This window comes from Solihabitans fulvus (genome assembly GCF_008386585.1).
GTDB classification, from domain to species: domain Bacteria; phylum Actinomycetota; class Actinomycetes; order Mycobacteriales; family Pseudonocardiaceae; genus Solihabitans; species Solihabitans fulvus.
This window is the reverse complement of sequence record NZ_VUOB01000057.1, coordinates 1-14,467: the sequence shown is the minus strand read 5'-3', so window position 1 is coordinate 14,467 and position 14,467 is coordinate 1. Positions and strand designations below refer to the sequence as shown.

The window sequence follows — 14,467 nt, the reverse complement described above, 5'->3', positions numbered from 1 at the left end:
CGATGACCTCGACCGCCCCAGGAACCATCGACGCCGTTCGGGACTGGATCGTCGGCAAGCACCCCGAGCGGAGCCCCGTCGACCAGCACATCGACCTCATCGAGAACCGGTTGATCGACTCGCTCTCCTTCGTCGAGTTCGTGTTCGTCATCGAGAAGGCCAGCGGCACCAGCATCGACGTGGACACCGTCGACATCGATGACTTCCGCACCCTGTCCGCCATCGAGAAGGCGTTCTTCCCGGCGTGAGGTTCGCGGCGGGGCCGGACAACCCGGTTCCGCCGCCCCACGCGGGGCCCGACCGTGCACACCGGAAGGAAGGACGGCCATGCAGACCGTTTCGTACACCTCGCAGTGGACGGCAGCGGCGCGCGCGCTGGAGTCGGAGCGCGCGGACGCGCCGCTGTTCGAGGACAGGTTCGCCCGCGAGCTCGCCGCCCCGAAGGGGTTCGAGCTGCTGGAGAAGTACCGAGGCGGCGGACTGGTCGAGTTCGTCGCGATCCGCACCAAGTTCCTGGACGACACGGTCGAGAACCTGCTGTCCGGCAGCGAGATCCGTCAGGTGGTCCTGATCGCCGCCGGCATGGACATGCGGGCCTTCCGCCTGCGGTGGCCGGCCGACGCGGTGGTCTACGAGGTCGACCACGACGCCCTGCTCGCCGAGAAGCGCCGCCGGCTGTCCACAATGGACGCACAGCCTTTCGTGCGACGACAGGAGGTCCCCGCCGATCTCGCCGAGGACTGGGTCCCCCGGCTGACCGCCGCCGGGTTCGACCCAGGCAAGCCGACGCTGTGGATCGCCGAGGCGTTGCTGTTCTTCCTCACCGAAGACCAGGCCTCGACGCTGTTGCGCGCCATGGCCTCGGTGTCCGCGCCCGGCAGCCAGCTGGCGCTGGACATCCTGAGCGAACAGCTGTTGCGCAGTCCCGCGACCCGGTTCTTCCTGTCCGCGTTGGCCAAGGACGGGATCCCGTGGCTGTTCGGCACCGACGAGCCCGAGGAGTTCCTCCGGCCAACCGGGTGGGACCTCCGCGTGCTCACCGAGCCAGGCCGGCCGGATGCCGGCGAGGGACGGTGGCCCTACGAGGTGCAGCCCCGCGAGGTTCCCGGCGTGTCCAGGAACTGGCTGATCCGGGCTGAGATCGCCACCGGCTGACCCGGCAAGGACAACGAGACCGAACACCGACAGGAACCTGAGTTGACTTCCTCCCCCTCAGCCTCGCGGCTGAGCCGCTGCGCGTGAGCGCCGCGGTTGGGATGTTTCCTGCTTCACCGACGACTGCCCGCCCGGAGTGCTCCGTTGAGGTCTTACACCGTCTCCACAGGCTGCAACCGCCAGCCCGGCGGCCAGGATGTTGCGCGCCGCGTTGACGTCCCGGTCATGGGTCGTTCCGCAACCGCACGTCCACTCGCGAATGGTGAGCGGCATCGTGCCCCACGCGGCACCGCAGGCCGAGCACAACTTGGACGAGGGGAACCAGCGGTCGATCACGACCAGGTCCCGCCCGTACCACTGGGCTTTGTACTCCAGCATGCCTCGCAGCTCCGACCACGACGCATCGGCGATGGCGCGGGCCAGGGTCCGGCTCTTGAGCATGTTGCGCACCGCCAGGTCCTCAATCACGAGCGTTTGGTTCTCACGCACGAGAGCGGTGGTGACCTTGTGCAGGAAGTCCCTGCGCCGGTCCGCGATCCGGGCATAGGCCCGGCCGACCTTGAGCCGGGCCTTCGCCCTGTTGTTGCTGCCCTTGGCCTTGCGGGACAACTCGCGCTGGGCCTTGGCCAGGCGGGCGCGGTCGGTCCGCTCATGCCTCGGGTTGCGGATCTTGCCCTGTCCGTCGGTCAGACCCTCGATCGGCCGGGACACGGTGAGCAGGGAGGTGATACCGGCGTCGATGCCGACAGCGGCGTCCGTTACTGGCATCGGCTTGGGCTGGTCGACGCACAGCAGGGAGACGAACCAGCGTGCCGCGCTGTCCTGCGACACGGTGACCGTGGTCGGCTCGCTGCCCTCAGGCAGCGGACGCGACCACACGATGTCCAGTGGCTCCGCCATTTTCGCCAGCGTCAGCCTGCCGTTCCGGAACCGGAATGCCGAGCTGGTGTACTCGGCGGATCGACGGGACTTCTTCCGGGACTTGAACCTCGGATACTCGGCCCGCTTCTGGAAGAAGTTGGTGAACGCCCCTTGCAGGTACCGCAGCGTCTGCTGCAACGGAACAGAGGACACCTCGTTGAGGTAGGCCAGGTCCTCGGTCTTCTTCCATCCGGTGAGCATCGCCGAGGTGGCGTTGTAGTTGACCCGTTCCTGCCGCAGCGTCCACGCCTCGGTGCGGGCCTGCAACGCCATGTTGTAGACCTTGCGCACGCAGCCGAACGTGCGCGACAGCTCGGCTGCCTGCGCGTCGGTGGGATAGAAGCGGTATTTGAACGCCCGCTTCACGTGCGTGGACACGGTTCACAAGATAGCGGATTTGCTTGTGAACCTTACGGTCGGGCAGGTGGTGAAAGACGAACCGCCCTGCGGCGGTTCGTCTTTCACCACACTGCTCCGCAGGGGTTTCGTTTCCTCCCCCGGCTGAGGCCAGGGGTATCCACGAAAGGACCTCGATGACCGACAACGAGAACACCGCCCCCGGGCGGCAGAACTGGCGTGCGCGTACCGCGATCCTGACGCTTGGCGCCTTCGCGGTGGGAACCGACGGCTACGTCATCGTCGGGCTGCTGCCCGAGATCAACAAGACGCTGCATGTCAGCATCGCGGCATCCGGTCAGCTGGTGAGCACCTTCGCCGTGACGTATGCGCTGCTGTCGCCGATTCTGGCCACCGTCACCGGCAGGTGGCCGAGGCGGCAGGTTCTCGTCACCGCGCTCGTGCTGCTCGGACTGGGCAACGCGGTGACCGCGTCGGTGAACAACTACGGACTGGTGCTGGGCTCCCGAATACTGGCGGGCTGCGGCGCGGCGTTGTTCACCGCGAGCGCGGTGGCCACGGCCGCGCACCTGGCCACCGACCAGCGACGAGGGAGCGCCATCGCCATGGTGACCGCAGGCTCGACGCTGGCGCTCGTCCTCGGCGCTCCGCTGGGCACGGTCATCGGAAAGGCCTGGGGTTGGCAGGCGGCGATCTGGTTCATCACCGCGATTGCCGGGGTCATCGCGGTCGCGGTCGCCGTCCTGCTGCCCGCCATCAGGCTCGACCTCGGCGTCACGCTGCGGCAACGCCTAGCGCCGCTGACCGACCGACGGGTGCTGCGGGTCCTCGTCGTCACGCTGCTCGCGTTCGTCGCCATCTTCCTCCCCTTCACCTACATGAGCGCGGTCTTCGCGCCGGCGACCGGCGGAGACCAGGCCAGGCTCGCCCTGCTGTTGATGATCTTCGGGATCGCCGCCACCGGCGGGAACCTGTTGGCCGGCTCGCTGGCCGACCGGTACGACGCCCGGCGCGTCGTCATCGGCGCCACCGTTGGCATCGCGGTGGTGTTCCTGCTGATGCTGCCCGTTCGGGAGAACTTCGCGCTGGTGGCCCTCATGCACGCGTTGAGCGGCGTCGTGTGTTTCTCGGTCATCGGCCCGCAGCAGCATCGCATCATCGCGTACGCGCCACAGGGCGGCGCACCCCTCGTGACGTCGCTCAACCTGTCCACCGCGTACCTGGGCAACTTCGCGTCCAGCGTGATCGGCGCGGTCATCCTCAGCACCACCGGTTCCTCGGCCTTCGTGCTACCCGTGGCCGCGGTCTTCGCGGTGGCCGCGTGCCTGATCACCTGGCGGTCCGCGCGGCCGACCGACGAACGCGGCACGGAGCCCGCCGAGGAGATCGGCAAGCCGGCGGCGGCCGCGGGGTGATCTCGCCGAGATCGTTCCGGCACGACCGTGCGCGACGGCCGAGAGAGAGGGAAACAAGCGCATGACCAGCGCGACAATGAACAGCGTCGAGGTCGCCGGCATTCCGGTCGGCTACTTCGTGCAGGGCCAGGGTCCTGAGCTCGTCCTCGTGCACGGCGCAGGCGGGCACCCGGAGTCGAGCTTCACCAACCTGCTGGAACACCTCACCCAGAGCCGGACCGTGATCGTGCCGGGCTACTCGGGCAGCAGCTTCACCCCGCTGCCCGACGAGGAGCTGAGCTTCGAGCTGCTGGCCGAGCAGGTGCTTGGCGTGGTGCGGGCCACCGCGCACGGCCCGGTGGACGTCGTCGGGTTCTCCACCGGCGCGGTCGCCGCCGCCGTCGCCGCGGTGAAGGAGCCCGACCTCGTCCGCCGCCTGGTGATCTGCGGCGGGTTCATGCACTACCGCCAGCCTCGGCAGCGCATGTTCGTGCGGACCTGGCTCCGCCTTGCCGAGCAGGACGCCAACGCCTTCGCCGACTACTCGATGATGCACGCGCTCTCCGCTCGCTATCTGGACACGATCAGCGCGGCCGAACGGTTCCAGATCCGTGTCGGGCTCATGCCGACCAAGGCACTGGTCGCGCTGGTCCACCTGGTTGACCAGATGGACATCAGCGAATACCTACCGGATATCAAGGCCCCGACCCTGGTGGTCGCGCCGAAGGAGGACCAGCTGGTGCCGATCAGGTACGCGAGGCAGCTGCACGAGGCGATCCCCGGCAGCGAGTACGTCGAAATAGACTCCGGCCACCTGGTGGCCGTGGAGGAACCGGCGGAACTACTCAGGATCGTCGACGAGTTCCTCGGACAGCCGTAGCGGCACCTTGCGCCAGGCGCATGACACACATCGGATGTCTTCCGTCGAAGCAGCGTATGACCGACCCGACGGCTCGTCAACACTGACCAACGGAATGGGATCCCGCGACCCGGGTCCACGGCGGACGACGACAGAGGTCCGATGTTCTCTTGACGGCCATCGAACCCGGGCGTAGTACTGGGCTGTGACCTTCCAGGAGCTGTCGGAGCAGTTGGCCGGTGTCGTGGCGATTCCCGTCACCCCCTTCGACGCGGCGGGATCGATCGACGCCGACGCGTACGGCCGGCTGCTGGATCGCCTGGTGCGCGGCGGGATCCGCGTCGTGACGCCGAACGGGAACACCGGCGAGTTCTACGCGCTGTCGGATACCGAGACGCGCCGCACCGTCGAACTCACCACCAAGCTCGTCGGCGCGGACACCTTCGTGCTCGCCGGCGTCGGCCACGACGTGCGCACCGCGACGGAGGCCGCGCGGCACGCGCGGCAGGCCGGCGCGCACATGATCATGGTGCACCAGCCGGTGCATCCCTATGTCTCGCTGGACGGCTGGGTCGACTACCACCGCGCGATCGCGGACGCCGTGCCGGAACTCGGCGTGGTGCTGTACGTCCGCAACCCCAGGATCGGCGGGGACCAGCTGGCCAGGCTCGCCGAGCACTGCGCGAACGTCATCGCGGTGAAGTACGCGGTGCCCGACCCGGTGCGGTTCGCCTCGGTCGCCAGGGACGCCGGCCTCGACCGTTTCGTGTGGATCGCCGGCCTCGCCGAGCTGTCCGCGCCCGGCTACTGGGCGGTCGGCGCGCGCGGCTTCACCTCGGGGCTGGCCAACGTCTGGCCCGCCCTGTCGCTCGACCTGCTCGCCGCGCTACGCGGCGGCGACTATCCGGCGGCAATGCAGCTCTGGCAACGGATTCGCGCCTTCGAGGAGCTGCGCGCGGAGTCCGAGGCGGCGAACAACGTGACCGTGGTCAAGGAGGCCCTTGCGCAGCTGGGGTTGTGCGGTCCCGACGTTCGCCCGCCCAGCCACCGGCTCGATCAGGCGCGGCGCGACCGGGTCGCCGAGATCCTTGCCTCCTGGGACATCCGGGACGCCGGGTGAGGCGTCCCGAGGAGCTGCGCAGCCACCGGTGGTACGGCGGCGACGGCCTGCGCTCGTTCAGCCACCGCGCGCGCAGCCGGCAGCTCGGCCTCAACCCCGAGGAACACCTCGGCAAGCCCGTCATCGCCATTCTCAACACCTGGAGCGGCATCAACCCGTGCCATCAGCACTTCCGCGAGCGCGCCGAGCAGGTCGCGCGCGGAGTGTGGCAGGCGGGCGGCTATCCCGTGGAGTTCCCCGTGTCCACCCTGTCGGAGACCTTCCAGAAGCCGACGCCGATGCTCTACCGGAACCTGCTCGCCATGGAGACCGAGGAGGTCCTGCGGTCCTATCCGGTCGACGGCGCGGTGCTGATGGGCGGCTGCGACAAGTCGACACCAGCGCTGCTGATGGGGGCGGCCAGCGCGGACCTGCCGGTCGTGTTCGTGCCGGCCGGCCCGATGCTGCGCGGCAACTGGCGGGGCAGGAAACTGGGCAGCGGCACCGACATGTGGCGCTACTGGGCCGACAAGCGGGCCGGGCTGATCGGCGAGTGCGAGTGGTCGGAGCTGGAGAGCGGCCTCGCCCGCTCGCCGGGGCACTGCATGACGATGGGCACCGCGTCCACGATGACCTCCGCGGTGGAGGCGCTCGGGCTGTCCCTGCCCGGCGCCGCCTCGATTCCCGCCGTCGACTCCGCGCACCACCGGATGGCGGCGGCGAGCGGGATGCGCGCGGTGGGCCTGGTCTGGGAGGACCTGCGGATCTCCCGGATCCTGGACGAGCGCGCCTACGCCGACGCGATCACCACGGTGCTCGCCCTCGGCGGGTCGACCAACGCCGTGATCCACCTGATCGCGATGGCCGGCCGCAGCGGCATCCCGTTGGGCCTCAACGACTTCGACGAGCTGGCCCGCAGGGTTCCCGTGCTGGCCAACATCGAGCCGGGCGGCGAGTTCCTGATGGAGGACTTCTACTACGCCGGCGGCCTGCGGGCGCTGCTGGCGCGCCTGCGCGACCTGCTGCACCTGGACCGCGTCACCGTCACCGGGCGAACCCTCGGCGAGGACCTGGCCGGCGCGACCGTGCACGACGACGAGGTGATCCGCCCGCTGGACCGTCCACTCGCGACGGAGGGCGGGGTCGCGGTCCTGCGCGGCAACCTCGCCCCGGACGGCGCGGTGATCAAGTACCTCGCCGCCGACCCGAAGCTGTTGCGGCACACCGGACCCGCCGTGGTCTTCCACGGCTACGCCGACCTGCAACGACGAATCAACGATCCCGACCTCGACGTCACGGCGGACTCGGTGCTGGTGCTGGCCGGCGCTGGCCCCAAGGGCGGACCGGGCATGCCGGAGTACGGGATGCTGCCCATCCCGGATCGCCTGCTGCGGCAGGGAGTCCGCGACCTGGTCCGCGTCTCCGACGCGCGGATGAGCGGCACCAGCTACGGCGCCTGCGTGCTGCACGTCGCGCCGGAGGCGCACGTCGGCGGCCCGTTGGCGCTGGTGCGCGACGGCGACCTCGTGACGCTGGACGTGCCCGGCCGCAGCCTGCGGCTGGAGGTGAGCGACGCGGAGCTGGCCGCCCGCCGCGCCGCCTGGACCGCGCCGGAGCCGGCGTTCCAGCGCGGCTACGGAGCGCTGTACTACGACCACATCACGCAGGCCGACCGGGGCTGCGACTTCGAGTTCCTGGCCCGCGCCGGCAGCAACCCGGAGCCCAACGCTGGCTGATCGAATATCCGTTGCACGGGTGGGTGTTGGGCTACTAGCGTTGCCAGTACACGAGAGAGGAGGTGGTCCAGAGTTGAGTATCAACGGGACTCGTGAGGTGGCTGTCCGCTAGGACCGCCCTTCTGCGGACGAGCGGTCCGCGAATAACAGGCAGCTACCCAGCCCCCGGTGCTCCCGAGCCAGTCCAGCTCGGGCCTGCGTGACGCAGGAGCAGGCCCGGGGGTTGCTGCGTTTCGGGTCCGGCGCGCGGGCACTTCCGTGTGCCGGGCCCGAAACCTGCCCGTTCCAGGCCGGAAACCTCAGTGGCGCAGCACGGTCGCGGTGAGACCCCGCGCGGCGTCGTACACCGCGGGCAGCTGCGCGATCCAGACGGCCTGGGTCACCCCGGTCGTGGCCGGATCCGCGGCCAATCGCCGCGCGACCAACCGCCGCGCGGTGGAAACCCGGTCCGCCAAACGGTGTCCGACCGGGGTCAGCACCACCGCGGTGGACGGCGCGAGCAGCGCGCGGGTCTCGCCTGCGCAGAACACCAGGTGCAGCGCGGCGGCCACGGTGATCATGCCGGCCGCGCGGCTCATCGGCGGCAGCGCCTCGTGGCCGAGGCTGACCACCACGACGGCGTACCGGTCGGCCACCGGCACGCCGAGGTACTCGCACTCCTGGTAGACCTCCAGCAGCCTGGTGCGCAGGTACGCGGCCGTGGCCAGCCCGGTGAGCGGGTCGTCCGCGTGCGTCGAGACCAGGCAGCGCTCGGTCTCGTCGCTCCAGCCGACGGCCACCGCGCGCAGCCAGGTGTTCGGCACGCGGTCGGACTCCTCCTCCCGCCGCTGCCGGTAGGCGACCGCGGCCTGGAGCGCGGCGAGGTCGCGCAGCGTCTCGCGCAGCCCGACGCCGACCCTGGCCCGCGCCCCGCCGAGCCCGGTCAGCGCCGTCGTCGGGTCCGTGCCGTGCAGCACGGCCGCCGCGACCTCGCGCACCCCGGCCACCGCCCAGTCGCTCGGGAAGGACCACCCGCCCGCCACGCTGCGCGCCCGCCAGCTCCGCAGAAATCGCCCCATCTCGTCGTTGTCACCCCTGGCCTGCCTCGGCACGACCTCGAAACCAGCTGAGTCCTCCGTCACTGCGCGCGTCCTCCCGTGTGCACCGTGCCAATGTGACGTCGGGGCAGTTGTCCGATGACGACCGTTTCAGCCGAAATCCCCCGCAGCGGCGATGCGTCCGAATACACACGCTCAGCCACCAATCACTTACCGGATGTCGATAGTTGCCGTTCATGACGCGATTCCGCGTCACGAGATCGCCGTTGACGCATCAGGAGTCAAAGAGGAAGGGACGATATGTCAACAATGCGTCACTCGGCAGACGCACTCGGTGACAGCGAGCTGGCCGACGCCGTGCGCGCCGGCTCGTCCGCCGCCTACCGCGTCCTGTACGAACGGCACGCGGGCGCGGCACGCAGCTTCGCGTTCAGCCTCGGCAACTCCGCGACGGAGGCCGACGACCTGGTCTCCGAGGCCTTCGCCAAGGTGCTGGAGATGCTGCGGTCCGGCCGGGGCCCGACCGAGGGCTTCCGCCCCTACCTGCTCACCGTGGTGCGCAACGTCGCCTTCCAGAAGCACCGCAAGGACGGCAGGGTGTCGCTCCAGGAGGACTTCCAGGACCGGCCGACCGTCGGGGACGAGGGCGACCCGTCCGACGAGGTCGTCGCCCTGGCGGAGCGGTCGCTGGTGGCGACGGCCTACGCGCGGCTGCCGGAGCGGTGGCGGACCGTGCTGTGGCACACCGAGATCGAGGGCCAGAGCCCGGCCGAGATCGCGCCGATCCTCGGGCTCAGCGCGAACGGCGTGTCGGCGCTGGCCTACCGCGCCCGCGAGGGCCTGCGCCAGGCATACCTGCAACTGCACCTGACCGACACCACCTCCGCACGCTGCCGCGCCACCGTGGACCGGCTGGCCGTATGGGTCAGGGGCGCGCTGTCCAAGCGGGAGGCCAACCAGGTCGAGGCGCACCTCGACGAGTGCGAGCGCTGCCGGGCGCTGACCGCCGAGCTGTCCGACGTCAACACCACCCTGCGCGCGGTCGTCGCGCCGCTGGTGCTCGGCGTCGGCGCGGCCGGCTACCTGGCGACCACGGGGCCGGGCACCGCCACCGCCGCGGCTGCGCCGGTCACCGCGGGCGCCAACTCGGCGACGACCGGGATCGCCCAGTGGATCGGCGTGGCCGCCGCGGCCGCCGGGGTCGCGGGCGCGCTGTACCTGAGCCCGGTCCACCAGAGCGTGCCAGCCGCGGAGGCCGAGACGGCCATCCCGACCACGACACCGGCCGCGCCGCCATCGAGCAACGTCCCCACAACGCCCAACACCCCGACGCCCGGCGCCGTTCCGACCCCCGGCAGAGCGCCAACGACCCAGGCGCACCAACCCGCCGTGCCTGGCCAGCCGTCGACGTCCACGCAGCCCGCTCGCGCCACCACGACCCCGGACCAGCCGTCCCCGTCCGCCGCGCCGACGTCGAGCGCGCCGCCCACGTCGACGACCGTGGCCGCGTCGACGTCCCGACAGGGCGTAGCCCCCACGCCTCCGACGACAACGCCGCCGACGACAACACCGCCCGCCACGACCACGACGCAGCCGACCCCGGTGCGCGCCGACACGGTGGCCCTCTCCTCGACCGTCACCGCGCTCGGCCGCGAGGAGCTGACCGGGAAGCTGTTGCGGCGACTGGACATCACTGTGCACGGCACGGCATCCTCCTCGGCGACGGGCACGCTCACCGTCGCGCTGCCGGCGGGGGTCATCGGCATCGACGGGAGCGGCCGGTGCCGGCCCGCGATCGGCAGCGAGCTGGTCTGCGCGATCACGGTGGCTCCCGGCCAGGGCAGCACGATCTCGATGACGCTCGTGACGATCCCCGGCGCGGCCGGCGTCGCCCGGCTGTCCGCGACCGTCGGCACGCTGCGGGCGAGCGAGGACGTGCCGCTCTAATTAGCCGTCAGGGACCGTCAGTCGGCCGGGTCGGGCTCCGTGTCCAGCACGGCGAAGGACGCGGCCGGCAGCGTCACCGCGGCGGGGGCCAGCTCCACCGACGCCGACGCCAGCAGCACCTCGTGCGGCTCGCGGTCCAGCGGCACGCGCGCCTCGGTGTCGCCGAGATTGCACACCACCCGCAGCGCACCCCGGTGCAGCACGAGCCACGGGTGCTCGTCCGCGTCGACCACGAACCGGTCCAGCCGGGGGTCGGCCAGCTCGGAACGGCTGCGGCGCAGGGCGATCAGCTCCCGGTACAGCTCATGGACCTCGCGGTGGCGCGGCTCGGCCAGCTCGGCCCAGTTCAGCTTCGACCGCAGGAACGTCGCCGGATCCATCGGATCGGGCACCTCGGCCTCGCCCCAGCCGTGCTCGCCGAACTCCCTGCGCCGCCCGGTCCGCACGGCCTCGGCGAGCGCGGGATCGGGGAAGGACGCGAAGAACTGCCACGGCGTGCCCGCTGCCCACTCCTCCCCCATGAACAGCATTGGCGTGTAAGGGGAGCAGAGCACGATGGCCGCGGCGCAGAGCTGCCGGTCCGGCGACACGAGCGCGGAGATCCGGTCGCCGGCCGCGCGGTTGCCGACCTGGTCGTGGGTCTGTAGGTAGGCGAGGAACCGGTGGCCTGGAATCCTTGCGGTGTCGACCTTTCTGCCGTGCGTCCTGCCCCGGAAGGACGACCAGGTGCCGGCGTGGAAGAACACCCCGCGCAGGGTGGCCGGCAGCGCGCCGGGAGCGGCGAAGTCGGCGTAGTAGCCCTGCTTCTCGCCGGTCAGCGCCACGTGCAGGCTGTGGTGCAGGTCGTCGGACCACTGTGCGGCGATCCCGCGTCCGCCCGCCTCGCGCGCGGTGACCACGGCCGGGTCGTTCAGGTCGGACTCGGCGATCAGCGTCAGCGGCCGGCGCAGCCCGGCGGACAACGCGTCCACCTCGGCGGACAGCTCCTCGAGCAGGTGCGTGGCGCGGCGGTCGACCAGCGCGTGCACCGCGTCCAGCCGCAGCCCGTCCACGTGGAAGTCCCGGAACCAGCCAAGCGCGTTGTCGACGACGTAGCGGCGGACCTCGTCCGACCCGGCCCCGTCGAGGTTGAGCCCCGGTCCCCAGTCGTTGCGGCCGGCGAAGTACGGGCCGAACCGGTCGAGGTACGCGCCGGACGGGCCGAGGTGGTTGTAGACCACGTCGAGCACGACGCCGAGGCCCCGCGCGTGGCAGGCGTCCACGAGCCGCTTGAAGGCGGTCGGGCCGCCGTAGGGTTCGTGCACCGCGCCCCACAGCACGCCGTCGTAGCCCCAGCCCGCCACGCCGTCGAAGCTGTTGACCGGCATGACTTCCACGAGGTCGACGCCGAGGTCCACGAGGTGGTCGAGCCGCTCGACGGCCGCGTCGAAGGTGCCGGCCTCGGTGAACGTGCCGATGTGCAGCTCGTAGACGACGCTGCCGGGCAGGGCGCGCCCGGTCCAGCCGTGGTCGGACCACTCGAACGCGGCGTGGTCGTAGCGCCGGGACGGGCCGTGCACGCCGTTGGGCTGCCGGGCCGAGCGGGGGTCGGGCAGCGGCGTCGGATCGTCGTCGAGCAGGAACGCGTAGTCGACGTCGCCGGGCGCGTCGGGCAGCGACGCATGCCACCAGCCGCCGTCGTCCCTGGACATCGGGTGGTCGCCGGAGTCGAGGCGCACCAGGACCCGGGTCCGTTCCGGGGCCCACACGGCAAATCTCACGCAGTCCTCCGGACGAGCAGCGCCACCGGGTAGCGGTCCAACAACTCGGCCAGCGCCGGGTTCGGCGAGTCGATCTCCTTGCCGGTCAGCAGGTCCGTCCAGCCCTGGCCGGCCGGCAGCGGCAGCACGGTGTCGCGCCAGCCGCCGGAGGCGGCCAGCCGCACCGGCAGCCGGGTCGCGACCGCCACCAGGTCGGCGCTCCTGGCGAAGGCGAGCGCGTGCTCGGCGGCGGGCCCGTCGGCCGGCAGCGGCCGGTAGCCGACGAACAGGTCGGGTCGCTCGCGGCGCAGCCGCAGCACGCGCTGCACCACCAGGAGCTTCGCGGCGCCGTCGTCGTCCACCTCGGGCAGCCAGCCGGACGCTATGCGCCCCACCAGGTTCCGGCGTGCCGAGAAGTCCACCTGGCGCCGGTTGTCCGGGTCGACCAGCGACAGGTCCCACAGCTCGGTGCCCTGGTAGACGTCCGGCACCCCGGGGCCGGCCAGCTGGACCAGCTTCTGCCCCAACGCGGTGGACCAACCCGGCAGGCGGATCCGCTCGACGATCGTCGCCACCTCCGCCGCCAGTTCGGCGTCCGCGAGCACTCGTTCGGGCCAGGCGGCCACGGCGGACTCGAACTCCGCGTCGCCGTCCACCCAGGAGGTGCGGACCTTCGCCTCCCGCGCCGCCTTGAGCAGGTACTCGCGCAGCCTGGTCGCGTCGATCGGCCACGCGCCGAGCAAGGTCTGCCAGGCCAACAGGTTCAGCGACGGCTCGGGGATGCCGCACCGGTCCGTCCAGCGGCGAACGGACCCGGCGAACTCGGTCGGGAGTTCGGCGAGCACGGACAGCCTGGCCCGCACGTCCTCGGACCGCTTGGTGTCGTGCGTGGACAGCGTGGTCATGCCGCGCGGTGTCGCGGCCTCGCGGGCCGCCGAGGCCGCGTGGAACTCCGCCGGCGACACCCCGAACGCGGCGGGCTCGCCGCCGACCTCGTTCAGCGCGACGAACCGGGTGTAACGGTAGAACGCGGTGTCCTCGGTGCCCTTGGCGACGACCATGCCGGAGGTCTGCTGGATCCGTTGCGCCAGTTCGCCTTCCGGGTTGCTGCGCACCCCGGTGTCCAGGGCGTCGAACGCGGCGGCCAGCTCGGGGCGGCGGTCGCGGGCCCGGCCGAGCGCGGCCTGCCAGCTGGCGCGGCCGGCCGGCAGGTAGCTGCGGTAGACGGGATAGGCGATCATCACCTCGGCCACGGCATCCTCGGCCGCCGCGCGCGGCACGCCGGGCAGCAGTGCGGCGATCCGGCGCTTCTCCGCGACCAGGATCGTGTCCGTGACCAACCGCCGGCACTCCTCCTGCACGGCGGCGAAATCCGTTGCCACGCCGAGGCTTTCGGCCAACTCGGTGAACGCGGGCCCGCCCGCGGGGTCCACGAACACCCCGCAGATCTCGCGCAGCGAGTCGTACCCGGTGGTGCCGTCCACCGGCCAGGACGCCGGCAGCGCCTCGCCGGGCGCGAGGATCTTCTCCACGACCAGCCACCCGCCCGAGGCGGCCCGCAGCCCGCGCAGGTACTCGCCTGGGTCGGTCAGGCCGTCGGGATGGTCCACCCGAAGGCCGGTCACGTCGCCGTCGGCCGCCCAGCGCAGCAGTTCCGCGTGCGCCGCGGCGAACACCTCGGGGTCCTCCACCCGGATCGCGGCCAAACTGGTGATGTCGAAGAAACGCCGGTAGGTCAGGTCCGCGTTGCCGCGCCGCCAGGACACCAGGCGGTAGTGCTGCCGCTCGTGGATCTCCCGTGCGCCGCCGGCCGGCCGGTCGGTGCCCGGCGCGAGCGGGAACCGGTGCTCGTAGTAGACGAGGCAGCCGTCGTCGATCTTGAGGTCGGCCACGCCGTCGTCGTCCCCGAGCACCGGGAGCAGCAGCGGGCCCGCCGACCAGTCCACGTCGAAGTGCTTGGCGTAGCGGGATTCCTGGCCGTGGCGCAGCACGTCCCACCACCACGGGTTGGCCGAGGGCACCGCGACCGACATGTGGTTGGGCACGATGTCCACGACGAGCCCGAGGTCCAGTTCCCGCAGCCGCGCCGCGAGCACCCGCCTGCCGCGCTCGCCGCCGCGCTCGGGACACGCGCGGCTGTGGTCCACCACGTCGTAGCCGTGCGTCGAGCCCGGCGCGGCGGCCAGCATCGGGGACGCGTACAGCGCGCCGACGCCGAGCTGG

Annotated in this window: 11 protein-coding genes; 7 read left to right on the top strand and 4 right to left on the bottom strand. The window is 71.4% G+C overall.

The features are described 5' to 3' along the window. The first annotated feature begins 2 nt into the window (after window positions 1–2). Both F0L68_RS28510 and F0L68_RS28505 read left to right on the top strand, forming a co-directional pair. A complete protein-coding gene (locus F0L68_RS28510) occupies window positions 3–248 on the top strand; it encodes an acyl carrier protein (protein WP_149852922.1) in 246 nt (81 codons plus the stop codon). Between the two features lie 79 nt (window positions 249–327). Beyond that, window positions 328–1,155: a class I SAM-dependent methyltransferase gene (locus tag F0L68_RS28505; RefSeq protein ID WP_149852921.1), complete on the top strand. Its 828-nt coding sequence runs from the start codon at window positions 328–330 to the stop codon at window positions 1,153–1,155. Window positions 1,156–1,212: 57 nt separating this feature from the next. Here F0L68_RS28505 and F0L68_RS28500 read toward each other — a convergent pair whose 3' ends face one another. After that, window positions 1,213–2,454: an RNA-guided endonuclease InsQ/TnpB family protein gene (locus tag F0L68_RS28500; protein ID WP_149852920.1), complete on the bottom strand. Its 1,242-nt coding sequence runs from the start codon at window positions 2,452–2,454 to the stop codon at window positions 1,213–1,215. Between the two features lie 155 nt (window positions 2,455–2,609). Between F0L68_RS28500 and F0L68_RS28495 the strand changes: the two genes are divergently transcribed. The 4 genes from F0L68_RS28495 (at window position 2,610) to araD (ending at window position 7,521) form a co-directional block, all read left to right on the top strand. Continuing rightward, entirely contained in the window at window positions 2,610–3,848 is a 1,239-nt protein-coding gene (locus F0L68_RS28495; protein WP_149852919.1) for an MFS transporter, read from the top strand. A 61-nt stretch (window positions 3,849–3,909) separates the two neighbouring features. Further along, window positions 3,910–4,707 (top strand): alpha/beta fold hydrolase, encoded by a 798-nt coding sequence (locus F0L68_RS28490; RefSeq protein WP_149852918.1) that lies wholly within the window; start codon window positions 3,910–3,912, stop codon window positions 4,705–4,707. Window positions 4,708–4,891: 184 nt separating this feature from the next. Beyond that, on the top strand, window positions 4,892–5,806 hold the full coding sequence (locus F0L68_RS28485) for a dihydrodipicolinate synthase family protein (protein WP_149852917.1): 915 nt from the start codon (window positions 4,892–4,894) through the stop codon (window positions 5,804–5,806). Beyond that, window positions 5,803–7,521, top strand: a complete 1,719-nt coding sequence (gene araD, locus F0L68_RS28480) for an L-arabinonate dehydratase (RefSeq protein WP_149852916.1) — start codon at window positions 5,803–5,805, stop codon at window positions 7,519–7,521. Before F0L68_RS28485 ends, araD begins: the two co-directional genes overlap by 4 nt. Window positions 7,522–7,820: 299 nt before the next feature. Here the strand turns inward: araD and F0L68_RS28475 are convergent, their stop codons facing one another. Then, entirely contained in the window at window positions 7,821–8,642 is an 822-nt protein-coding gene (locus F0L68_RS28475; protein WP_149852915.1) for a GGDEF domain-containing protein, read from the bottom strand. 216 nt (window positions 8,643–8,858) lie between these two features. On the opposite strand from F0L68_RS28475, the gene F0L68_RS43730 reads away from it, so the two are divergent. Next, entirely contained in the window at window positions 8,859–10,505 is a 1,647-nt protein-coding gene (locus F0L68_RS43730; protein WP_223199211.1) for a sigma-70 family RNA polymerase sigma factor, read from the top strand. Window positions 10,506–10,522: 17 nt separating this feature from the next. On the opposite strand, the gene treZ is transcribed toward F0L68_RS43730, so the two are convergent. Continuing rightward, on the bottom strand, window positions 10,523–12,265 hold the full coding sequence (treZ, locus tag F0L68_RS28465; RefSeq protein ID WP_223199210.1) for a malto-oligosyltrehalose trehalohydrolase: 1,743 nt from the start codon (window positions 12,263–12,265) through the stop codon (window positions 10,523–10,525). After that, window positions 12,262–14,467, bottom strand: a 2,206-nt coding sequence (gene treY / locus F0L68_RS28460; RefSeq protein ID WP_149852914.1) for a malto-oligosyltrehalose synthase, incomplete at its 5' end; no start/stop codon positions are given. The genes treZ and treY, both read right to left, overlap by 4 nt.

Bases quoted from the DNA above. Each gene is read 5' to 3' on its own strand.
- F0L68_RS28495 (WP_149852919.1), top strand. From the start codon at position 2,610: ATGACCGACAACGAGAACACCGCCCCCGGGCGGCAGAACTGGCGTGCG.
- F0L68_RS28510 (WP_149852922.1), top strand. From the start codon at position 3: ATGACCTCGACCGCCCCAGGAACCATCGACGCCGTTCGGGACTGGATC.
- F0L68_RS28490 (WP_149852918.1), top strand. From the start codon at position 3,910: ATGACCAGCGCGACAATGAACAGCGTCGAGGTCGCCGGCATTCCGGTC.
- F0L68_RS28505 (WP_149852921.1), top strand. From the start codon at position 328: ATGCAGACCGTTTCGTACACCTCGCAGTGGACGGCAGCGGCGCGCGCG.
- F0L68_RS43730 (WP_223199211.1), top strand. From the start codon at position 8,859: ATGTCAACAATGCGTCACTCGGCAGACGCACTCGGTGACAGCGAGCTG.